The 19,892-nt window shown below is 69.1% G+C and carries 18 protein-coding genes; 11 read left to right on the forward strand and 7 right to left on the reverse strand.

Annotation, left to right across the window (positions count from 1 at the left end; all coding sequences use genetic code 11):
* Nucleotides 1–55: 55 nt before the first annotated feature.
* The 4 genes from ACFQGD_RS17060 to ACFQGD_RS17075 all read right to left on the reverse strand — a co-directional run bounded on the left by ACFQGD_RS17060 (nucleotide 56) and on the right by ACFQGD_RS17075 (nucleotide 3,389).
* Nucleotides 56–460 carry an STAS domain-containing protein gene (locus ACFQGD_RS17060; protein WP_345396883.1) on the reverse strand — a complete coding sequence of 135 codons (405 nt, stop codon included), beginning with the start codon at nucleotides 458–460 and terminating at the stop codon, nucleotides 56–58.
* A 270-nt stretch (nucleotides 461–730) separates the two neighbouring features.
* A complete protein-coding gene (locus ACFQGD_RS17065) occupies nucleotides 731–1,294 on the reverse strand; it encodes a hemerythrin domain-containing protein (RefSeq protein WP_345396887.1) in 564 nt (187 codons plus the stop codon).
* A gap of 102 nt (nucleotides 1,295–1,396) precedes the next feature.
* Nucleotides 1,397–2,947 carry a carbamoyltransferase C-terminal domain-containing protein gene (locus ACFQGD_RS17070; RefSeq protein ID WP_345396890.1) on the reverse strand — a complete coding sequence of 517 codons (1,551 nt, stop codon included), beginning with the start codon at nucleotides 2,945–2,947 and terminating at the stop codon, nucleotides 1,397–1,399.
* A gap of 40 nt (nucleotides 2,948–2,987) precedes the next feature.
* Nucleotides 2,988–3,389, reverse strand: coding sequence for a ChaB family protein (locus ACFQGD_RS17075; RefSeq protein ID WP_345396893.1), 402 nt, complete (start codon nucleotides 3,387–3,389; stop codon nucleotides 2,988–2,990).
* A gap of 178 nt (nucleotides 3,390–3,567) precedes the next feature.
* Here ACFQGD_RS17075 and ACFQGD_RS17080 point away from each other — a divergent pair, with 178 nt between their 5' ends.
* Nucleotides 3,568–4,878: an erythromycin esterase family protein gene (locus ACFQGD_RS17080; protein WP_345396896.1), complete on the forward strand. Its 1,311-nt coding sequence runs from the start codon at nucleotides 3,568–3,570 to the stop codon at nucleotides 4,876–4,878.
* 27 nt (nucleotides 4,879–4,905) lie between these two features.
* Nucleotides 4,906–6,090: a zinc-dependent alcohol dehydrogenase gene (locus ACFQGD_RS17085; RefSeq protein ID WP_345396899.1), complete on the forward strand. Its 1,185-nt coding sequence runs from the start codon at nucleotides 4,906–4,908 to the stop codon at nucleotides 6,088–6,090.
* 164 nt (nucleotides 6,091–6,254) lie between these two features.
* On the opposite strand, the gene ACFQGD_RS17090 is transcribed toward ACFQGD_RS17085, so the two are convergent.
* Complete coding sequence (locus ACFQGD_RS17090; protein ID WP_345396902.1) at nucleotides 6,255–8,078, reverse strand: glycoside hydrolase family 15 protein; 1,824 nt, start codon at nucleotides 8,076–8,078, stop codon at nucleotides 6,255–6,257.
* Between the two features lie 32 nt (nucleotides 8,079–8,110).
* Nucleotides 8,111–9,166, reverse strand: coding sequence for an SDR family oxidoreductase (locus tag ACFQGD_RS17095; RefSeq protein WP_345396905.1), 1,056 nt, complete (start codon nucleotides 9,164–9,166; stop codon nucleotides 8,111–8,113).
* Nucleotides 9,167–9,351: 185 nt separating this feature from the next.
* On the opposite strand from ACFQGD_RS17095, the gene ACFQGD_RS17100 reads away from it, so the two are divergent.
* Genes ACFQGD_RS17100 through ACFQGD_RS17135 form a run of 8 tightly spaced genes read left to right on the forward strand, consistent with a single transcriptional unit; the run spans nucleotide 9,352 to nucleotide 17,370 of the window.
* Nucleotides 9,352–9,681, forward strand: coding sequence for an NADH-quinone oxidoreductase subunit A (locus ACFQGD_RS17100; protein WP_345397043.1), 330 nt, complete (start codon nucleotides 9,352–9,354; stop codon nucleotides 9,679–9,681).
* On the forward strand, nucleotides 9,672–10,724 hold the full coding sequence (locus tag ACFQGD_RS17105; RefSeq protein ID WP_345396908.1) for a hypothetical protein: 1,053 nt from the start codon (nucleotides 9,672–9,674) through the stop codon (nucleotides 10,722–10,724). Before ACFQGD_RS17100 ends, ACFQGD_RS17105 begins: the two co-directional genes overlap by 10 nt.
* Nucleotides 10,717–11,643 (forward strand): NADH-quinone oxidoreductase subunit H, encoded by a 927-nt coding sequence (locus ACFQGD_RS17110; protein ID WP_345396911.1) that lies wholly within the window; start codon nucleotides 10,717–10,719, stop codon nucleotides 11,641–11,643. The genes ACFQGD_RS17105 and ACFQGD_RS17110 overlap by 8 nt, the downstream gene beginning before the upstream one ends.
* A gap of 46 nt (nucleotides 11,644–11,689) precedes the next feature.
* The gene (locus ACFQGD_RS17115; protein ID WP_345396914.1) at nucleotides 11,690–12,295 is read left to right on the forward strand and encodes an NADH-quinone oxidoreductase subunit J; all 606 of its coding nucleotides are present in this window, start codon (nucleotides 11,690–11,692) and stop codon (nucleotides 12,293–12,295) included.
* Entirely contained in the window at nucleotides 12,292–12,597 is a 306-nt protein-coding gene (locus ACFQGD_RS17120) for an NADH-quinone oxidoreductase subunit NuoK (RefSeq protein WP_345396917.1), read from the forward strand. Before ACFQGD_RS17115 ends, ACFQGD_RS17120 begins: the two co-directional genes overlap by 4 nt.
* A gap of 4 nt (nucleotides 12,598–12,601) precedes the next feature.
* Entirely contained in the window at nucleotides 12,602–14,479 is a 1,878-nt protein-coding gene (locus tag ACFQGD_RS17125) for a proton-conducting transporter transmembrane domain-containing protein (protein ID WP_345396920.1), read from the forward strand.
* Between the two features lie 21 nt (nucleotides 14,480–14,500).
* Nucleotides 14,501–15,988 (forward strand): complex I subunit 4 family protein, encoded by a 1,488-nt coding sequence (locus ACFQGD_RS17130; protein ID WP_345396923.1) that lies wholly within the window; start codon nucleotides 14,501–14,503, stop codon nucleotides 15,986–15,988.
* Complete coding sequence (locus ACFQGD_RS17135; RefSeq protein ID WP_345396926.1) at nucleotides 15,973–17,370, forward strand: NADH-quinone oxidoreductase subunit N; 1,398 nt, start codon at nucleotides 15,973–15,975, stop codon at nucleotides 17,368–17,370. Before ACFQGD_RS17130 ends, ACFQGD_RS17135 begins: the two co-directional genes overlap by 16 nt.
* A gap of 10 nt (nucleotides 17,371–17,380) precedes the next feature.
* Here the strand turns inward: ACFQGD_RS17135 and ACFQGD_RS17140 are convergent, their stop codons facing one another.
* Nucleotides 17,381–17,737 (reverse strand): STAS domain-containing protein, encoded by a 357-nt coding sequence (locus ACFQGD_RS17140; RefSeq protein ID WP_345396929.1) that lies wholly within the window; start codon nucleotides 17,735–17,737, stop codon nucleotides 17,381–17,383.
* Between the two features lie 349 nt (nucleotides 17,738–18,086).
* On the opposite strand from ACFQGD_RS17140, the gene ACFQGD_RS17145 reads away from it, so the two are divergent.
* Nucleotides 18,087–19,883: a thiamine pyrophosphate-requiring protein gene (locus ACFQGD_RS17145; RefSeq protein ID WP_345396932.1), complete on the forward strand. Its 1,797-nt coding sequence runs from the start codon at nucleotides 18,087–18,089 to the stop codon at nucleotides 19,881–19,883.
* The last annotated feature ends 9 nt before the right edge of the window (nucleotides 19,884–19,892 follow it).

The raw sequence follows: 19,892 nt of genomic DNA on the forward strand, positions 1-19,892 counted from the left end.
AGGAGCGTCCACCGCGCCCGCACGCGCACTTCGGGAGTGCGCGAGGGAGCCGGAATTAGTTCACGTCGAGCATAGGGGACACGGGTGTCTCGACCGCCGTGGCCCGGTCTGAGTACACGTTGAGGTACCGGTCGACGCTGGTGATGACCAGCGGCCGCATCACGGCGCGACCGTCGCAGACGATGCGCAATTCGGTGCCGACCGTCTGGGCTCGTTGATGCGCGTCCACTACGGTGGAGATGCCCGAGCTGTCGAAGAAGGTCACCTTGCTCAGGTCAGCGACCAGGAGCCCGGGCGAAGGGGGAGCCAAGACATCGAACAACGACTCTTTGAGCCCGCCGTGAGTCGCCAGATCGATCTCGCCAGCAGTGTCCACGAGGATGACGTCGCCGTCAAGCTGTCGCACCGCGACGTCGAGTGATCCGCTGCCTGGGGAGCATCCGTGATCGGTGTACGTCATCGGTCTCGCCTCATCCAGTCGATGAGAGACGGTCATGTCCTGCCTCTGCCTTCACGGTGCCACGGGCGACGTGAACACGACAACTTGATATCGGAGGTATGTTGGATTCATAACGATCTCCGAGGCTTCCTGATTCCGATCCGGTGACAGGCCTTGTGGCCGCGCCAAAGGTCACGGTCACAAGGCTATCGGCCACCGGCACGAGCGGAGGCCGTCGACGACGCGGGCCCCGCGGCGTTAGAGCTGTGGGGCCCGGCCGATGCGACTCGCTCAGGTCTGCCGCCCGGACAGCGTGTCCCGGATCTTGTCGATGAACGCCGTTCCCGGCGCGAGGACAAGGTTGGCGGGTGGGGTGTTCGGCGCGCTGGGATGCGGCCGGGTCGGCGCGACCTTTTTGGCCTGCTCTACCTTCGACCCGAGGTCACGCAGTTCGTCCGCGGTGCAGGCGTGTTGCAGCTTCGGCAGCAGATTGTTCTCCTCGTCCTCGACGTGGTGGCGCACATCCTGGATGAGCTGACGCAACAGCTGGTCGAACTTCTCGTCGGTCGCGTCCGCCGATTCCAGCTGCTTCATGATCTTCTCAGCCTCGCCGTGCTCCTCGATTTCTTTGTCTGCGATTTGCTCGCCGCCGTCGAGATACCTGCGGACCGCCGGGTACATGAACTGCTCCTCGGCGATGGAGTGACGTACGAGTTCCGCGATGACGTGGTCGGTGAGGTTGTGGCGGTATTCGGCGTCACCTGCGCCGCTTTCCAATTCGCTGAATGCCTGCTCCACCGCCCGGTGGTCGTTCACGATCACCGAGACCAGATCGGCTTGCTGCGCGGCGGTCATAGACGTCGTCCTCCTCAGTAGGTTGTCAGTTCGGGATATTCGAGGGGTACCCGTCGACGGTGACCGGAAACGACCGCGTTCGTCTCGGACACGTACCGGTGGTCACCGGCGGCGATACCAGGTGGTGCCGACGACCATGTCGTCGACACCACGGGTCTCGCAGTACTCCACGAGGTCGGACATGTGGTTGATGAATCCGTGGCCCTTGTGGTTGAGCGAGGTATTGCACGTCATGCCGATGCCGTATTCCTCGGCCGCCGCGGACAGCAGTCGATGTAGTTCGGGATTGCTGGCCTGCTCGACGGTCTGTACGCGTGCGGTCCCGTCCACGTGCGTGACCGCGCCGTAGCGCTCGGCGGCCAACCGCTGGAAGTACAGCATGTACGGGTCGGCGATCGGCTCGGTGAACGCCGTATCCAGATCCTCGACGCGGCAGGCTGGCGCGATGGGGCGATAGTCCTCGCGCTGCTTGATGTGGTTGAGCCGGTCCTTGGTAGCGGCGTGAAACGGCTCCGCCAGCAGGGATCGGTTGCCCAGCGCTCGTGGGCCGATCTCCCACCGGCCCTGCACCCAGGCCACGATGTGCCCGTCGGCCATGGCCCGTGCCAGCGCGCGATGGTGCAGCGCCACGGCTTGCCAGCGGTCCGGATCAGGCGTCCGGTCGACGGCGAAGTCGAGGCCGCGGTAGACGTCCCAGTTGATGTGCGGATCGCCCTCGATGGCGAGCTGCGCGTCGATAGCGGTGCCGATGGCGGACCCGGAGTCGTTCGTGCACGGTGGCACGAATACCGATGAGAAGAAACCGTCGGTGCGCCACCGCTGGTTCCACTCGCAGTTCAGGCCGCAGCCACCGGATATCCGTAGTGGTACCCCTGGCGGTAGGTTCTCCTTGGCAGCCTTAGCGAAGACCTCGTAGATCCGCTGGGTCAGCAACGCAGCGGCGTCGGTCGCGGCGGGCGCGGTGACGCCGGCGTTGTATACCGGCGAGTCTCGGAAGCGGTGCTTCGGCGCGGGATACACCGGATCGACCGTCAGCAACCGTTCGACGGTCTCGGCGACCGTCCGATTGGCCGCTGCCGCGTCCGCGTCGCCGTACGCGGCCAGCGCCATCAGCTTGCCGCTGTCGCTGAGGTCCGGGACGGCGCCCTCATCGGGAAAGGTCGGATCCGCCAACGCGAACAACAGAGCATAGCGAGCACCGGGGGCGGTGAGCACCGGAAGCTCGCGAGTGATCTCGTACCGCTCGTCCACGACGTAGAACGCGCCCGTCACCCCCTCCCACACCAGCACCGCCTGCTGCTGCGGGCGCTCCGGCCTCGGCGCCATGCCCAGCGTCATCGCGATGTGCGAGCGTACGTGCGACGACGTGACGTACTCGACGGGGATGCCGAACCAGCGCGTCGCACGCCGCCGCGGGGCGTCGACACCGTGGTAGCCAGCGGCGATGGGCAGCGTGCCACTTTGCCAGCCACCCAGTGCGACGACGTCCGGGCTGCGGTCGGTGAGCTCCGCTATCTGGTAGAGGGTCGTTGGCGTCAAGACGGAATGGCGCGGATAGGTGTCCTTTTCGGACTCAAGGGACATGACGAGGCGCCGGTCGTCGATGATCGCCGCGGCGCCGTCGTGGCCAGGCTTCACCGCGGCGATTAGCATGGCCGTACTCTCCCGCTCGGGGACGGAGCCCTGCGCGATGTCACTGTCCCCTTGCCCGCGCTGTCTGGCGTTTGTTCGCCTTCTCGATGGCCTTGACCAGGTCCTGCTTGCTCATGTTCGAACGCCCCTCGATGTTGAGGCGTTGCGCCATCTCATATAGGTGTTGCTTGCTGGCCGACGCGTCGACACCGCCCGCCGTCGGTTTGTCGGGCTGGCCGGCGCCGCGCTTGGCCTGTTCATCCGACGGCCCCTTGCCGTCCTTCGGCTCCCAATGGTCGCCGACCTTCTCGAACTGGTGCTTGAGTGCGGCGAACGCCGTTTGGTGGGCGCGCCTGCCCTCGCCGTAGGTCTCGACGGCGGAGTCGTGCGCCTTGATCCATGTCCGCTGTGCCTTGGCGGGGGACCGTTGGATTGTGCTCGGTAGTTCCTTGCGCCCTGGCATGGTTCACCTCGCTTGCGTCGGTGATCGCCTGACGTCACCGGGGTTCCCTGCCCTCGTCAGCACAAACCTCGCCAGGTCGGGCCTCACTCGGCGGGCGAATCGGTGGTTGGCGAGTCGTGCCGGTGGGTATGTCAGCCATGAACGCGAACCTGCGCGGAGGTGGAGGAGGCCTGTGACCGTGAAAACGACTGACCAGCTGGCCGAGCAGGCGGACGTCTTGAACAACCCGTACGACCTGGACCGGCTGCTGTCGCGGACGTCGACCGCACGGGTCGTACTGATCGGCGAGGCCTCGCACGGCACCTCCGAGTTCTACCGCTGGCGCGCGGAGCTGACGAAACGGCTGATCACCGAGCAGGGTTTCGGGCTCGTCGCCGTGGAGGGCGACTGGCCGGACTGCCACCGCCTGCACTGCTGCGTCCGGGGAGCGCCCGGCGCGCCCAACGACCCGGCCGCGGTGCTGTGGGGCTTCCAGCGCTGGCCGCGCTGGATGTGGGGCAACGAGGAGGTCGCGGAATTCGCGCGCTGGCTACGGGAGCTGAACACCAGCGAGCTGGCGGGCACCGTCGGGCCCAGCTATCCGGTTGGTTTCCACGGCCTCGACGTCTACAGCCTGTGGGACTCCCTCGACGCCGTCGTCGGCTACCTGCGCCAGCACCGCCCGGAGCACCTGAAGACCGCGCTCGCCGCCGCTCGCTGTTTCGAGCCCTATCGCGAGGACCCGCAGGCCTACGCCTACGCCACCCGGCTGGTGCCGGAGGACTGCGAGCAGGAAGTCGTGCGGTTGCTCAGCGCGGCGGCGGAACGGAACTCGGGCCACGGGGCGGGCATGGACAAGGACTTCGTGGCGCGGCAGAACGCCGAGGTCGTCGCGGAGGCGGAGCGTTACTACCGCGCGATGCTGCGCGGCGGACCCGACTCCTGGAACATCCGCGACCGGCACATGATGGCTACGCTGCACCGGCTGTTCGACGCCTACCCGCAAGGCACGAAGGCCGTCGTGTGGGCGCACAACACCCACATCGGTGACGCCCGCGCCACCGACATGGCGGCGGCGGGCATGGTCAACATCGGCCAGCTCGCCAGGGAGGAACTCGGCCAGGGCGACGTCGTCCTCGTCGGCTTCGGCAGCCACCGGGGCAGCGTGATCGCGTCCGACACCTGGGGCGGGCCGGTGCAACGCAAGCCAGTGCCAGCCGCACGCGGGAGCAGCATCGAAGCCGAGTGCCACCAGGCGCTGCCCGGCGAGGACGCGCTCTGGGTGTTCGGCGACATCGGCGACGAACGGTGGGCGGGGGAGGTCTGGGATCACCGCGCGATCGGCGTCATCTACCACCCCGAGCGCGAGCACCGCGGCAACTACGTGCCCACCATTCTCAACCGCCGCTACGACGCGTACATCCACTGCGACAACACCCAGGCGCTGGCCCCGCTGCATCCGATCGAGCCCGCACGCGGCGAGGCGGAAACCTATCCCGTCGGCCTGTGAGGCGACGGCAACCGAGAGGAGGCGCTGGTGAAAGCGTTGACATGGCACGGCATCGGTGACGTCCGCGTCGAGGACGCGCCCGACCCGCGCATCGAGGAACCCACCGACGCGGTCGTGCGGATGACGTCCACCGCGATCTGCGGTTCCGACCTGCATCTCTACGACGTGCTCGGTATGTTCCTCACGCCGGGCGACATCCTCGGCCACGAGCCGATGGGCATCGTGGAGGAGGTCGGCCCGCAGGTCAGCCACATCAAGCCCGGTGACAGGGTCGTGGTGCCGTTCAACATCTCCTGCGGGCAGTGCTGGATGTGCCGTGGCGGCTACATGGCGCAGTGCGAGACCACCCAGGTGCGTGACCAGGGCAAGGGTGCCGCGTTGTTCGGCTACACGTCGCTGTACGGCTCGGTGCCCGGCGCGCAGGCGGAGTACCTGCGGGTGCCGCAGGCGCACTTCGGGCCGATCCCGGTGCCGGAGGGGCCGCCGGACGAGCGGTTCCTGTTCCTGTCCGACATTCTGCCGACCGCGTGGCAGGCCGTGCGCTACGCCGACGTCGGGGAAGGCAGCACCTGCGCCGTCATCGGGCTCGGCCCCGTCGGGCAGTTCTGCGTGCGCGTCGCCCGCTACCTCAGCGCGGAGCGGGTCATCGGCGTCGACAACGTGCCGGAACGTCTTGAGCTCGCGCGCAAGCACGGCGCCGAGGTCATCGACACCTCGCGGACCAGCGACGTCGGCGCGGCGATCAAGGACGCCACCGGCGGGCGTGGGGCTGACGGTGTCGTGGACGCGGTCGGCATGGAGGCGCACGGCTCGCCGTTGGCGGAGCTGGCGCAGCGCGCGGCGGGCAAGCTGCCCGACGCCGTCGCCAAGCAGGCCATGCAGCGGTTCGGCGTTGACAGGATGGCGGCGATGACCACGGCGTTCGACTCCGTGCGCCGGGCGGGCACCGTCTCACTGATCGGCGTCTACGGCGGCCAAGCCGACGCCATGCCGATGCTGGACCTGTTCGACAAGGGCATCACGCTGCGGATGGGCCAGGCGCACGTGAAGCGGTGGGTCGACGAGATCATGCCCGCCGTCACCGGCGACATCGACCCGCTCGGCACTGAGGACCTCACCACCCACCGGATGCCGCTGTCCGAGGCTCCGCACGGCTATGAACTGTTCAAACACAAGAAGGACAACTGCATCAAGGTGGTCCTCAAGCCCTGACCGCCGCGAGTGCCCCGCCGCCGCACTGCCGCCGCGCGGGGCGGCTCGCCACGCCGCCGCCGCGAGCGGATCTTGAGCGCTTCTGTCGGACGGACAACCCATAATGCTCAAGATCCACGGGGAAGGGCTGCGGGTGGCGGGCGAGCGGGCGAGCTGGTCAGGCCTCAGTCGTTGCCGTGCCGCCGGATTGTCGGTCCGCGTGCGGACGTCAGGTTGAACGCGGTGGCCACCAGCGGGATATGGGACAGCGCCTGCGGAAAGTTGCCGAGCAGTCTGCGCTCGTGCGGGTCGTATTGCTCGGACAGCAGCCCGACGTCGTTGCGCAACGAGAGCAGGTGCTCGAACATTTGTCGGCCCTGCTCGACGTCGCCCCGCAGCACGTAGCTGTCGGCGAGCCAGAACGAGCACGCCAGGAACGCGCCTTCGCCGGACGGCAGACCGTCGACGGGGTGGGTACCGCCCTCGTGCTCGCTGCCGGGCGCCGCGGTGCGGTAGCGCAACACCATCCGGTCGACCGTGAGGTCTTCCTCGATAGCACGGGTGGTGCCGAGCACGCGCTCGTCGGTGGCGGGCAAGAACCCGACGTGCGGCAGTCGCAGCAGCGCGGCGTCGACGTCGCGGGTGCCGTAGTGCTGGGTGAACGTGTTGCGCTCGGCATCGTAGCCGTGTCGACAGACATCGTCGTGGATGTCCTCACGCAGCTGCTTCCAGCGTTGCGGCTCGCCGTCGAGGTCGAACGTCTCCGCCGCGCGCACCGCGCGGTCGGCGGCGACCCATGCCATCACCTTGGAGTAGGTGAACTGCCGCCGTGGCCCCCTGATCTCCCAGATCCCGTTGTCGGGTTCGCGCCAGTTGCCCTCAAGGAAGTCCATTAGCTCGCGCTGCACGCGCCAGGCGTCGGGGTCGGGCGGGATGCCGTGCGACCGCGCCTGGTGGAAGGCATCCATCAGCTCGCCGTAGCTGTCGAGCTGGAACTGGCCCGCCGCCTTGTTGCCGATCCGCACCGGCGTCGAGCCCTCGTAGCCGGGTAGCCAGTCCAGTTCCTGTTCGGCGAGACGTCGTTGGCCGTTGACGGCGTACATGATCTGCATCTGCTCCGGTCGGCCCGCCGTCGCGCGCAGTAGCCACTCGCGCCAGGCCTTGGCCTCGTCGACGTAGCCCGCGTCGAGGAACGCGAGCAGCGTGAAGGTGGCGTCGCGGACCCAGCAGTAGCGGTAGTCCCAGTTGCGGACACCCCCGATCCGCTCCGGCAGCGACGTCGTCGGCGCGCCAACGATCCCGCCGGTCGGCGCGAACGTGAGTGCCTTGAGCGTGATCAGGGAGCGTACGACCGCGTCGCGGTACTCGCCGTGGTACGAGCACCGCCGTGCCCACTCTTGCCACCAGCGCACGGTGTGGTCGATCTTCTCGTCGGCGGCCCGGCGTTGCTCCGGCGGTTGCTCGCCGTAGATAAGCCGGAAAGTCGCGTGCTCGCCCTCACGCACTTGGAAGCGGCTGGTCACCGATGGCCGTTGCGTGATCTCGCACGCCACATCCGCATCGAGGGTCAGCGCGTCGGGGCCCGCGACCACCCTGATTTGGCCGCCGTCGGTGATTCGGTGCCACGGCACGGTCTCGCCGTAGGCCGTGCGCGGGGCGAACTCGCTGATCATGTCCACTGTGCCGGAAACGCCGCGTACCTGCCGGATCAGGTCAGGGACGCCGTCGCGCACCGGCATGCAGTCCACGATGCGCACCGTGCCGTCGGCGTTGCTCAGCTCCGTCTCCAGCACGAGCGAGTCCTCGACGTAGCGTCGTCTGGTGCAGCGATAGTCCCCGCTCGGGTGCAGCGACCATCGGCCGTGCTCACGGTCGCCGAGCAGCGCGGTGAAGCACGCATCCGAGTCGAAGCTGGGCAGACAGAGCCAGTCGACGGACCCGTCCGTGCTGATGAGCGCCGCGGTCTGGGTGTCGCCAACTAGCGCGTAGTCCTCGATATGTGCGGGCACGTGCCCTCCCTGATGGTGGTTCGCACCGAGAATTACCCGCGCCATGGCAGCTTGACACGTCGCCGCCTGCGTAGCGCCGCCGTCACCGCGACGGCGGCACCGGCCCCGGCCGCACCGAGCGCCGCGAGCGTGCCGTGGTGCTTCGACGCCCACAGTTGCCCGCTGTGTGGGTGTGCGTTGCGGTCGAACTGGCCGTGCGCGCCGAAGTCCTCACCGTCCGCGTCATCGGCGGGCGACCACAGGTTGCTCGGCCGGTTGGGATCGTGCCGCTGGGACGTCTGCTGAGCGTCGAACGCGTTACGAGCGAGGTAGCGGTCCAGCAGCCCCGGCGCGACCTTGTTGGCCACGAGCGTCGCGACCGTCGAGCCGCCGACCCAGTACTCGCGTCGCCGGGGACGCTCCGCGGCGTACACGATGGCGTCCGCGGCGACTTCTGGTTGGTAGATCGGCGGCATCGGCTGCGTCTCGCGCGGCAGCCGCGACAGCACCCAGCGGAACTGCGGCGTGTTGAGACCAGGTAGCTGCACCATAGTCAGCCGTACCGCCGTACGAGCGTGCAGCAGCTCTGCGCGCAGCGACTCGGTGAAGCCCTGGATGGCGTGCTTCGCGCCACAGTACGCCGTTTGCAGCGGAACGCCCCGATACGCCAGCGCGGAGCCGACCTGCACGATCGTGCCCCGGTCGCGCGGCAGCATCCGCCGCAACGCGGCCATGGTGCCATGCACGTAACCGTGGTACGTGACGTCGGTGACCCGCCGGTACTCGGCGGGCTTCATCTCGGTGAAGCGCGCCAGCACCGAGGTGAAGGCGTTGTTCACCCAGACGTCGATCGGTCCCCACTCGCGTTCCACGCGCTCGGCCGCGTCGTCCACGGCGGCGTCATCGGCGATGTCGACCTCGAGCCGCAGTGCCTGGCCACCGGCCTGCTCGACGTCTTCGGCGGCCGCGTCGAGGCCGCTGCTGCCGCGCGCCAGCACCGCGACCCGATCACCGCGCGCCGCGAACCTGCGCGCAGTGGCGCGCCCGACCCCACCACTGGCGCCGGTGACCACGACGACCTTGGCGTCCCTGCTGTCCGGTTTCGTCATCTGCGACCACCTCCTGTCGGCGCGCGGCTGTGCTGCCACCCCCGGCAAGCTGATCCGCAAGCGCTCGATGTCTAGGCGCGGGGTACCCCGATTACGGGGCGGCTTACGCAGGCCGTCGGGGCACGGGTCGGTCGCCACGCGCGATGTTTCGGTGGGTGGAGCGCGGTCAACCCTGCGGCATGACCATGGTGATCTCGGCGGCGACGGCCGTCCTGCTCGTGCTGTCCGGATACCTGGTCAACAGTGTGTTCGCCGGACGCCGTGCCGTGGTGACCGGGCCATTCTTGTCCGGTGGTGTGCCCGCCGAACACGCCGTGTCGCGCTTTCACGCGCGCTGGTACCCGGTGACATTGCTGTTTCTCGCGTTCGACATGGAAATGGTCTTTATGTATCCGTGGGCTGTCGTCGTGGCCGACGTCGGCATGAAAGCCGTGGCCGAGATGTTCGGCTTCCTGGCGTTGCTACTGCTCGGCGTGCTGTACGTCTGGCGGGAAGGCGGGCTGCGATGGACGTGATGGCTCGCCTGCGCCGGTTCGCGTTCGCCCGGCCGTCGCTCCTGTTGCTGAGCGCGCCGACCGCGACCGTCGTGCGGTTGGCCGTCGAACGGTTCGTGCGGGGAGAAGGGTGGTCGCTCGCCAGCGGAGCGGCCGACGCGGACGCCTTGGTGACGGCGGGTCCGCTGCCGCCGGACCTAGCCGCCATCGCCGACACCCTTGAGGCGCAGCTCGCGCCGCCGTGCGAGCGAATCAGCGTGACCGAGCCGGACGAGACGTCGGAGCGGTTGTCTGAGCTGCCGGAGCGACTCGCTCGCGGTGGTGCGCGAGTGCCGGACCGGCCGCTGCCGGAGGAACCACCGATGGCGGGCATGGTCGAGGACCGGGACGGCCTCATGCTGGATGCCCTGCACGTCCCGCTCGGCCCGGCACTGCCGTTCTGGCCGCCTGGTTTGCGGTTGCACGTCCAGTTGCGAGGCGATGTTATTGGGCACGCGCACGCCGAGACGCTGGGTGTTGACGGCGTGACCGGTTCCTTCTGGGATACGGCGCCTGCTGGTGTTCGCGCCCTGGATGCCTGCGTGCGGCTGTTCGGGGTCGCGGGGTGGCACGCGGCGCATACCCGCTGCCTGGTGCTACGCGACCGGCTGCTCGCGCGGGCAGGTGGCGATCACCAGGGCGAGCGCGGCGGGCGGAGGGCCGACGGCGGCGACGTCCGCGCCGAAGTTCGGCGGCTGGCCCGCAAGGCACGGTTTCTCGACCCGGAGTTACGGGGACTCGCGCCGGTGCCCGGTGTGGGCGATGCCGCCGATCGGCTGCGGACATGGCTGGCGGTTGCCGCGGGCGGCGAGTCCGAGGCGGCCCCGGGGTCTGTCGAGACGCCTTCGCCGATCTCCCCGGCACGCCGTACTCTCACCTCCGCCCAGGCGCTCGACCTGCTGCCCGAACTCGTCACCGGCATGGAGTTGGGGACGGCGCGGCTGGCCGTGGCCAGCCTGGACATCGACGTCACGGAAGCGGGCATCGGGGCAGTGGCCGCGACAGTGGGGGACACGCATGGTTGAGGTGGCTCCCTGGTGGTGGGCGATGCTACTGCCCGTCGCGCTCGGCGCGCTGGTGCTGGGCATGGTCAGCGGCGAAGCCGCTGTCGACGCGCGAACCGCTGGCAGGCGTGTCACCACCGGTGAGCTGACGAGGCCGGTGCGGGGCGCGGCGCGGCTGCTGATGCGCCAGCGGCGACTGCCGCTCCGGGCCGATGCCGTGCTGTGGCGGATCGGCAGCGCTGCTGGCGTTGTCGCCGCGGTGCTCGCCGCCGCCGTCGTGCCGTTCGGTGGCTACGTCGTGTGGGACAGCGCCGTCGGCATCGTGTGGTTCAACGCGATGGGAGCGCTGATGTGGGCGCTGGCCTGGCTCGCGGGCTGGGGCGCGAACTCGGCGCACGCGCTCGTCGGCGGGTACCGGTTCCTCGCGCAGGCGCTGGCGTATGAGTTGCCGCTGATGTTCGCGCTCACCGCGCCCGCGCTCGGTGCGGCGTCGCTGCGGATGGGCGACGTCGTGGCCGCGCAACAGGACGTCTGGTTCGTGGTGTGGATGCCGCTGGCGTTCGCGGTGTACCTGCTCGGGGTGCTCGGCATCAGTTTCTGGGGGCCGCTCGCGCCACCGGCAGGGTCCGACATCGCGAGCGGTATCGCGGCAGAACAGTCCGGAATGGACCGTCTGGCGCTGCTCGCGGGACGGGGCATGCTGCTGGTGACCGGCGCGGCGTTCGCCGTGCCGCTGTTCCTCGGCGGTGGCGGCGGGCCGGTGTTGCCCGGGTGGCTGTGGTCGTTGCTGAAGACCGTGGCGGTGCTGGCGGTGTTGGTGTGGCTGAGCGTGGGGCTACCACGGGTCGCCGTGCCCCGGCTGCTGCGCGTCGGGTGGGTGATGGTGTTGCCGGCCGTGTTGGCGCAACTGCTCGTCGTCGGCGTCGTGGTGGCGTGGTGACGACGAGCGGGGTGACAGCGTGGTCGCGGGCTAACGGAGGTGAGCAGTGCTCGCTGAGTTGATCGCTTTTCTCGTTCTTGGCGTGCTCGCGGTGGTGACCGGCGCGCTGGTGTTCCGGGTGGACTCCATGGCGCGCGCGACGTACCTGCTGTTCGCGTCGTTCGCCTGCGTGGCCGGGGTGATGCTGCTGCTCGATCTCGCCTACCTCGGCACGCTCACGATCCTGATGATGGTCATGGAGATGGCCATCATGGGCGTGTTCATGGTGATGTTCATGATGAACCCCGGTGGGCTCGAGCCGATGTCGATGCTGCACAACCGCACCGGTGCGCTGGTGATCTCCGGCGGGGTGTTCGCTGGGCTGGTCGCGGCCGTGCTGCTGGTGCCGTGGCCGCGGCGGCCGGAGCCGACGACGTCTCCCGGCGGCGACGCCACCCGGCAGCTTGGCACCGCGCTCATGGGCGAGTCGATGCTCGCGATGATGGTCGTCGGTGTCGCACTGTTCGCCACCATCATCGCCGCGACCGTGCTGGCCACTACGCGGGGTCGCTACGGCCGAGCGAGCCACCACCCGGCACGGCGTCAAGGGACTGTCGACGCGTCGCACCACGAGCCGTCGACGGCGACCCATACGCACGGGGAGCACTCATGACATTGGAGCTGGTGCTGATCCTCGCGGCGGCGCTGTTCAGCGTCGGTCTGTTCGGCGCGCTGTCACAGCAGTCGATCGTCATGATCATGATGGGCATCGAGCTGATGATCAACGCGGTATTCGCTGGCGCTGCCGGGTTCTGGTACTTCGCCTGGCCGCAGGCCGCGTCCGGTCAGGTGCTTGTCCTGCTTGCCATGGTGGTGATGGCGGTCGAGATGGCCATGGGTTTCGCCGCGACGATCGCGGTGTATCGCGCCAGCCAGGTGGACATGACCAACATGGCGGCAGATCTGCGGGGCTGAGCCGATGCTGACGTCGTCGCACCTGTTGATCCTGCTGCCGCTGCTGACAGGAGCCGGGCTGCTGCTGGCTGGCAGGCGCGCCGACCGACTGGCCGCGCCGGTGGCGATCGGTGCGCACGGGATCGTGCTCGGCCTCGCCATCGCCGTGGCGATCATGCGGCCGAACATGCGGGCGCTGTTCCTGGCGGGCCTGCCGTTCGGTGTCGCGGTAGACGGGTTGTCGGCGCTCATGGTCGTCCTGGTCGCCGGGGTCACGCTGCCGGTGCTGGTCTACGCCTCCGCCGAGCTGGCGGGTGACGACGCTCGCGCGCGGTTCTTCGGCCTGATGTCGGTGTTCACAGCCGCGATGCTGACCACGGTCACCGCGACCAGCCTGCTCCCGTTGCTGATGGCGTGGGAGGTCATGGGTGCCTGCTCGTACGCGCTGATCGGCTTCTGGTGGCGCGACGGTTGGCGGGCGCGAGCAGGGACCACCGCGTTCCTCACCACACGCGCCGGTGACCTGGGTCTCTACCTCGCGGCTGGCGCGGCGTTCGCTGGACTCGGCTCGCTGTCCCTTGAACGGCTCGCGGTCTTGCCGTCGCCGTGGTCCCACGTGGTGGCGGCCGGAGTGTTGGCCGCGGCGGCGGGGAAGTCGGCGCAGCTGCCGTTCTCGTTCTGGCTCTCGCGCGCGATGGCGGGACCCAGCTCGGTGAGCGCGCTGCTGCACTCGGCCACCATGGTCGCGGCGGGCGGCTACCTGCTGCTGCGCGTCTCGCCGCTGCTGCACACGACCGGATGGGCCGGGCTCACCGCCGCGTGGCTCGGCGCGGCGACCGCGATCGCGGTCGGTGCGGTGGCCACGCTGCAGGACGACCTCAAACAGCTGGCGGCGGCGTCGACGTCGGCGCAGCTCGGCTTCGTGTTCCTGGCCGCCGGTGCGGGTTCGGTCGCGGGCGGGGCCGCGCACGTCGTTGGGCACGCCGCGGTGAAAAGCCTGCTGCTGCTTGGGGGTGGTGCGTTCCTCGCGGTGCTCGGCACCACCGACCTGGCGCGGCTGCGTGGCGCGGGACGACGCATGCCGTGGACGGGCGCGGGATTCGCGGTCGGTGCGGTGACGCTGGCGGGGACACCACCGCTGGCGTTGTGGCTGACCAAGGACCTCGCCATGCATGGCGCGCCGATCGGGTTGACCATCGCCAGTTATGTCGCGGCTGCCTTCAGCGCGGCGTACGCGGGCAGGGCCCTCGTCACGGTGCTGGTACGGCCCACGCGGCAAGCGGAACACGGATCGAGGTCCGCGGCGCGGTCAGCAGCGACGTTGCCGCCGCGGTCAGTGTCGATATCACCGGAGCGCACGCCGACCGCGATGCTGGCCGCGCTCGCCGCGCTGGTGCTCGCGGTGCTCGTGGTGGTTCCGGTGTGGCTGGACGTTCTGCCGCCGCCGGCACCGGTGCCCGGCATCCTGTCGGCTCTGGTGGCGCTGGGCGTGCTAGTGCTGGTCGTCGGCGCGGCACGACGTGGCATGGCGGTGCGGGAGGCCGTGCCTGATGCCGCCGCGAAGGCGGGTCGGCGGTGGCTCTGGCTTGCGGAGGCAGCGCGCACGATGATCGCCCGCCCGGTCATGGCGTCGGCGACCGCGCTCGCGCGGTTCGACGACCGGGTGCTGGCGGCAGGTCTGCGGGGCGCGGCCCAGGGTGTCGAAGGTTTGGCGCGAGTGACACACCAGGCTCCGGAACGTGCGATCGCGGGCACGGTCCGAAGAGGTGCGGCCGGTGTGCGTCGGCTCGGCCACCTGGCTCGGCTGCCACAGACCGGGCAGTTGCACCAGTACTACGCACAAGCGGTCGTCGTGCTCGTGGTTCTGGTCGTGGCGGCCGTGTTGCTGACCGGATACGGGTGACGTCCACAGGGGAGTGATCAGGTGCTGAGTCTGGTGGTGTTCCTGCCCGCGCTCGCCGCGCTCGGGCTGCTTACGGCGCGCAGCCGACCACAGCTCGCGCGCTGGGGGTTCGTCGCGGCCACGGCGACGGAGGTCGTGCTGGCCGCCGCGCTGTGGCTGACGGCGTCCGGCACCGGCTTCCGCCACGAGCAACGGCTGAGCTGGATACCGGGTATCGGGGTGTCGTACCACGTCGGCGTCGACGGCATATCGCTCGCGCTGATCGCGATGACGTCGGTGCTGTTCGCCGCCTGCGCCGTTTACAGCCTCCGGCAACAGCGGGCGCCCGCGACGTTCGCCGCGCTGATGCTCGCGCTGGAGACCACGGCGATCGGGGTGTTCGCCGCGCTCGACCTAATCGTGTTCTTCCTGTTCTTCGACCTGTCGCTGGTGCTGATGTACTTCGTGATCGCGGGCTGGGGCCACCGCGACCACCGCCGCGCCGCGCTGCACTTCTTCCTTTACACCTTCGTCGGGTCGCTGGTGCTGCTGCTCGGGTTCATCGGCATCGCGATCGCGGCCGATCCAACGACGTTCGACATCGCGGCGTTGATCGAACAGCCGCCGCTGCGCGACGCCCCGGTCGCGGGTGGGTTCGTGCTACTCGCCGTCGGGATCGGGCTGGCGATCAAGACGCCGCTGGTCCCGCTGCACACGTGGCTGCCGCCCGCGCACACCGAGGCCCCCGCCGTCGGGTCGGCGATCCTGGCTGGGGTGCTGCTGAAGCTGGGTACGTACGGGTTCGTGCGCATCGCCCTGCCGATCCTGCCCGACGCCTGGCGCCGGTTCGCGCTGGTGTTCGTGATTCTCGGTGTGGTCAGCGTGCTCTACGGTGCGCTGGTGGCGCTGGCGCAGAGCGATGTCAAGCGGATGATCGCCTACACCTCGGTCAATCACATGGGCTACATCCTGCTCGGACTCGGCACGGCGGGCATGATCGTGGGCAACACCGAACCCGCGCGGCAGCTGGCGATCACTGGCGCGGCGACGCAGATGGTCAGTCACGGTCTCATCACCGGCGCGCTGTTCCTCCTCGCCGGTGTGCTCTACGCCCGCGCCCGCGAGTACGACATGGCCTCCTTTGGGGGACTCGCCGGGGTCGCGCCACGCTATGCCGGGCTGATGGCGGTGGCCGCGTTCGCCGCGCTCGGGCTGCCCGGCTTCTCCGGGTTCATCGCTGAGTTCCACATCTTCACCGGCAGCCTCGGCGTCCAGCCGGTCGCCACCGCCGTCGCGCTGCTCGGCGTGCTGCTCACGGCCGCGCTGTTCCTGCGCGCGCTGCACCGGCTGTTCCTGGGGGAGCGGCTGCTGCCAGGGGGCGTTGGGCGATTCGACGACGTCGCCGCGCGCGAACTGGTACCGGTGGCCGCGCTGCTGGCGCTGGCCACGGTGATCGGCGTGCTGCCGAGGACCTTGCTTGGCACGCTGGAACCGGCCGCGCACACCGTCGCGGAGTGGGTCACCCTGTGATGCGCAGCCTGACCCTGGTCGTGCCGGAGGCAGCCTTGCTGATCGGTGCGGTCGCGGCGCTGAGTACCGGGATGTTTTTGCCGCGCCGACGGCAATGGCTCACGCACGGCCTGGCCGGAGTCGCGCTGCTGGTAGCGGCGGTTGCGGCACTGGTCGCGGGGCTGCTGACCGGATCGGGTACCGCCCAGGCCGCCTTCCACGGCACCTACCACGTCGACGCGCTGCTCACGACGGTTCGTGTGGTCGCCCCGGTGGCGGCGCTTGGCGTGCTGACGATGGCTAGGCGCGAGGTGCGCGCTCATCCCCGCGAGACCGAATACGCCGTGCTGGTGCTGCTGGCGACGCTCGGCACCGTGCTGCTGGCTGGGGCGAGTGACCTCTTGGTGCTTATCGCTGCCTACCTGCTGACCGGTGTCCCGCTGTACGCGCTGGCCGGGTTCGACAAGGACCACGCGGGAACCGAGTCGGCGCTCAAGCTCGCGCTGTTCGGGGCACTGGCCGCCGCGATGATGCTGCTTGGCGTCACCGCCATATTCGGTCTGGCGGGCGGCACGGTGTATGCGACCCTGCACGAGGGGCTGGGGGACATCCCGGAAGGCGTGGTCGCCGGGGCCGCTGTGTTCCTGCTCACCGGACTGCTGTTCGAGGCGGGGGTGGTGCCCGCGCACTTCTGGGTGCCGGACGCCACGGCAGGTGCGGGCGTCGGCGTAGCGGCACTGCTGACGACGGTGCCCAAGCTCGGCGCTGTGGCCGCGATCCACCGGCTGGTGGCCAACGCCCTGCCCGCCGACGTCAGCGTGGTGGTCGCGCTGCTCGCGGCGGCCTCGATGACGCTGGGCAATCTGGCCGCGTTCTGGCAGCGAGGCGCACGGCGGCTGCTGGCGTACTCCACCGTCAGCCAGGTGGGATACCTGCTTATCGCGGTGGCCGCCGCCCCATTGCCGGAGGCCCGCGACGCGCTCGCCTTCTATCTCGCGGCCTACGCGGTCACGAACCTGGGCGCGTTCGCCGTGGTCGCGGCCGTGCGCGGCGAGTGGATCGACTCCTACGCCGGACTGGTGCGGCGCGCGCCCGCGCTCGCCGTCAGCCTGGTGGTGTGCCTGCTCGGACTGGTTGGCACGCCCCCGACGGCGGTGTTCGTCGGCAAGCTCACGGTATTCACGGCGGGTGTGCACGCCGGGCTGGCATGGCTGGTCGTGCTCGCGCTCGCCAATACGGTGGCGAGCGTGTTCTACTACCTGCGCTGGTTCGCACCCGCCGTGTTCCGGCGACCCGCGGGGGAAGCCGGGTTGTCGATGAACGGCTGGGGTGCGGCGACCGCCTACGCGGCGGCGGTGCTCTCGCTGGCGCTGGGCGTCGGCGCTGGCGTCGTGCTCGGCTGAGGCAGGAGGGTCACTGGGTGCTCACGATCGCCTCGTCAACCGAGTCGAAGATGGTGAAGAAGTTGCTGACACCGGTGACTTCCAGTGGCCGGAGCACGACCCGTTCGGTCGTGACAAGGCGGAAGCTGATACCGCTCGACTTCGCCGACTCCGCGCTGGCGAGCAGAACCGACAGACCCGCGGAACTGAAGAACTTGACGTCGGAGAGGTCGAGGATGACGACCTCGTTCGGTGGAGACAACACCGACTTCAGCTGCGACTCGAACTCGTCGGCGGTCAACAGGTCGATTTCTCCCGATACCGCGAGCACCACCGTGTGGCCAGGGTCAACCGTGGTTCGCTTGAACGAGAGCTGCTGCTTCCCCATGGATAGCTCCTAACAGCGCAATCGGTCGACGTCCCCAGGTATGGCCAGCCTGCCGCAGTTCGGCGGCTTGTTCAACCACGTCCGGTAACCAAGCAGAATTCCACGCCAATGGGGTATGTCGTACGGCCTTGCGGGTGAGTCAGTCGAGTGCGTGCCGCGGTCGCCCGCCGTCGCCACCACCTATCGTGTGTCGGCCCTCGGGTATCCGAACGAGCGTAGCTTCGGCAGGTCAGGTGACGGCTGACTCAAAGGCGCCGCCCGGTAGAGGCAGCCATACGGCGTTTGCCGTACCCCTCGGCTGGCTACCCGCTATTCGACACGCATTCGACGTCGCGGATCGGGAGAAGCCATGCCGAAAACGGCAGACTATATCGTGAACCGGCTCCGGGAGTGGGGCGTACACCGCGTGTACGGCTATCCCGGCGACGGCATCAACGGGCTGCTCGGCGCGTTCGACCGCGCCGAGGGTGACCCGCAGTTCGTGCAGACCCGCCACGAGGAGATGGCGGCGTTCATGGCGTGTGGGCACGCCAAGTTCACCGGCGAGGTCGGGTGCTGCATCGCCACCTCGGGGCCGGGCGCGATCCACCTGCTGAACGGCCTTTACGACGCGAAACTCGACCACCAGCCGGTGGTCGCGGTCGTCGGGCAGCAGAAGCGCATCGCCCAGGGCACCCACTACCAGCAGGAGGTGCACCTGGAGACGCTGTTCTCCGACGTCTCTGAGTTCGTGCAGTCCTGCATGCATCCCGCGCAGGTGCGCCACGTCATCGACCGTGCGTTCAAAACCGCGCTGACCACGCGGGGTGTGGCGACCATCGTGGTACCAGACGACATCCAGGACGAGGAGGCGCAGCCCGCGCCACCGAAGACTCACGGGGCGGTCTACTCCAGCGTTGGCTGGAGCCAGCCCCGCGTGCTGCCGAACACCGACGAGCTGCGGCGCGCGGCGACGGTGCTGAACGAGGGCCATAAGGTCGCGATGCTGGTTGGCCAGGGCGCCGCGCACGCCGAAGCCGAGGTCATCGAGACGGCGGAACTGCTCGGTGCCGGTGTGGCGAAGGCCCTGCTCGGCAGGGAGGTCCTCGACGATGACCTGCCGTTCGTCACCGGCCCCATCGGCCTGCTCGGCTCGCAGCCCAGCGACGAGATGGTGATGAACTGCGACACGCTGTTCATGATCGGCACCAGCTTCCCGTACGCGGAGTGGCTACCGAACGAAGGCGACGCACGCGGTGTCGAGATCGACATCGACGGGCGCATGATCGGCATCCGCTATCCGATGGACGCCCACGTCGTCGGCGACGCGAAAGAAACGCTGAAGGAACTCATCCCGTTGCTGGAGCGCAAGTCCGACCGCGGCTGGCGCGAGGACATCGAGGAGAACGTCCGCACCTGGAACCGCATCCTGGATGACAGGGCTGGCCAGAATTTCGAAGGCCTGATCAACCCGCAGGCAGCAGCGGCGACGCTGTCGCCGCTGCTGCCGGACGACGCGATCGTCACCGCCGACTCCGGCTCGTCGACGAACTGGTGGGCGCGTCACCTGAAGCTGCGCAAGGGAATGCGCGCGTCGCTGTCGGGCAACCTGGCGACCATGGGCCCCGGGGTGCCGTACGCCATCGCGGCGAAGTTCGCCTACCCGGACCATCCGGTGATCGCGTTCGTCGGCGACGGCGCGATGCAGATGAACGGCATGAACGAGATGATCACCGTGCAGCGGTATCTGTCGCAGTTGGACCATGGGTCGCCGTTGATCTTCTGCGTGTTCAACAACCAGGATCTCAACCAGGTCACCTGGGAGCAGCGCGCCATGGCGGGCGACCCGAAGTTCCCCGGCTCGCAGTCGATCCCGGACATCCCGTACGCCAAGTACGCAGAGCTGGTAGGGCTGCGCGGCATCTACTGCGAGGACATCGACGGGGTAACCGACGCCTGGCAGCAGGCACTGGCCAGCGAGGGGCCCGTGGTGCTTGAGTTCAAGGTGGACGCCGAGATCCCACCGCTGCCGCCGCACATCAAGTCCGAACACGGCATGAAGGCGGCCAAGGCGGGCATGAAGGACTCCGAGAAGATGGGCCTCGCCGCGCGGGGGTTCCGCCAGAAGCTCGCCGAGGTCTATGAGAACCTGCCCGGCCGCGGCTGAGTGAGGCCC

Origin of the sequence: Haloechinothrix salitolerans (genome assembly GCF_042662605.1) — a bacterium.
GTDB classification, from domain to species: Bacteria; Actinomycetota; Actinomycetes; order Mycobacteriales; family Pseudonocardiaceae; genus Haloechinothrix_A; species Haloechinothrix_A salitolerans.

Bases quoted from the DNA above. Each gene is read 5' to 3' on its own strand.
- ACFQGD_RS17060 (WP_345396883.1), bottom strand. From the start codon at position 460: ATGACGTACACCGATCACGGATGCTCCCCAGGCAGCGGATCACTCGAC.
- ACFQGD_RS17065 (WP_345396887.1), bottom strand. From the start codon at position 1,294: ATGACCGCCGCGCAGCAAGCCGATCTGGTCTCGGTGATCGTGAACGAC.
- ACFQGD_RS17070 (WP_345396890.1), bottom strand. From the start codon at position 2,947: ATGCTAATCGCCGCGGTGAAGCCTGGCCACGACGGCGCCGCGGCGATC.
- ACFQGD_RS17075 (WP_345396893.1), bottom strand. From the start codon at position 3,389: ATGCCAGGGCGCAAGGAACTACCGAGCACAATCCAACGGTCCCCCGCC.
- ACFQGD_RS17095 (WP_345396905.1), bottom strand. From the start codon at position 9,166: ATGACGAAACCGGACAGCAGGGACGCCAAGGTCGTCGTGGTCACCGGC.
- ACFQGD_RS17100 (WP_345397043.1), top strand. From the start codon at position 9,352: ATGGTGATCTCGGCGGCGACGGCCGTCCTGCTCGTGCTGTCCGGATAC.
- ACFQGD_RS17105 (WP_345396908.1), top strand. From the start codon at position 9,672: ATGGACGTGATGGCTCGCCTGCGCCGGTTCGCGTTCGCCCGGCCGTCG.
- ACFQGD_RS17110 (WP_345396911.1), top strand. From the start codon at position 10,717: ATGGTTGAGGTGGCTCCCTGGTGGTGGGCGATGCTACTGCCCGTCGCG.
- ACFQGD_RS17120 (WP_345396917.1), top strand. From the start codon at position 12,292: ATGACATTGGAGCTGGTGCTGATCCTCGCGGCGGCGCTGTTCAGCGTC.
- ACFQGD_RS17125 (WP_345396920.1), top strand. From the start codon at position 12,602: ATGCTGACGTCGTCGCACCTGTTGATCCTGCTGCCGCTGCTGACAGGA.
- ACFQGD_RS17140 (WP_345396929.1), bottom strand. From the start codon at position 17,737: ATGGGGAAGCAGCAGCTCTCGTTCAAGCGAACCACGGTTGACCCTGGC.
- ACFQGD_RS17145 (WP_345396932.1), top strand. From the start codon at position 18,087: ATGCCGAAAACGGCAGACTATATCGTGAACCGGCTCCGGGAGTGGGGC.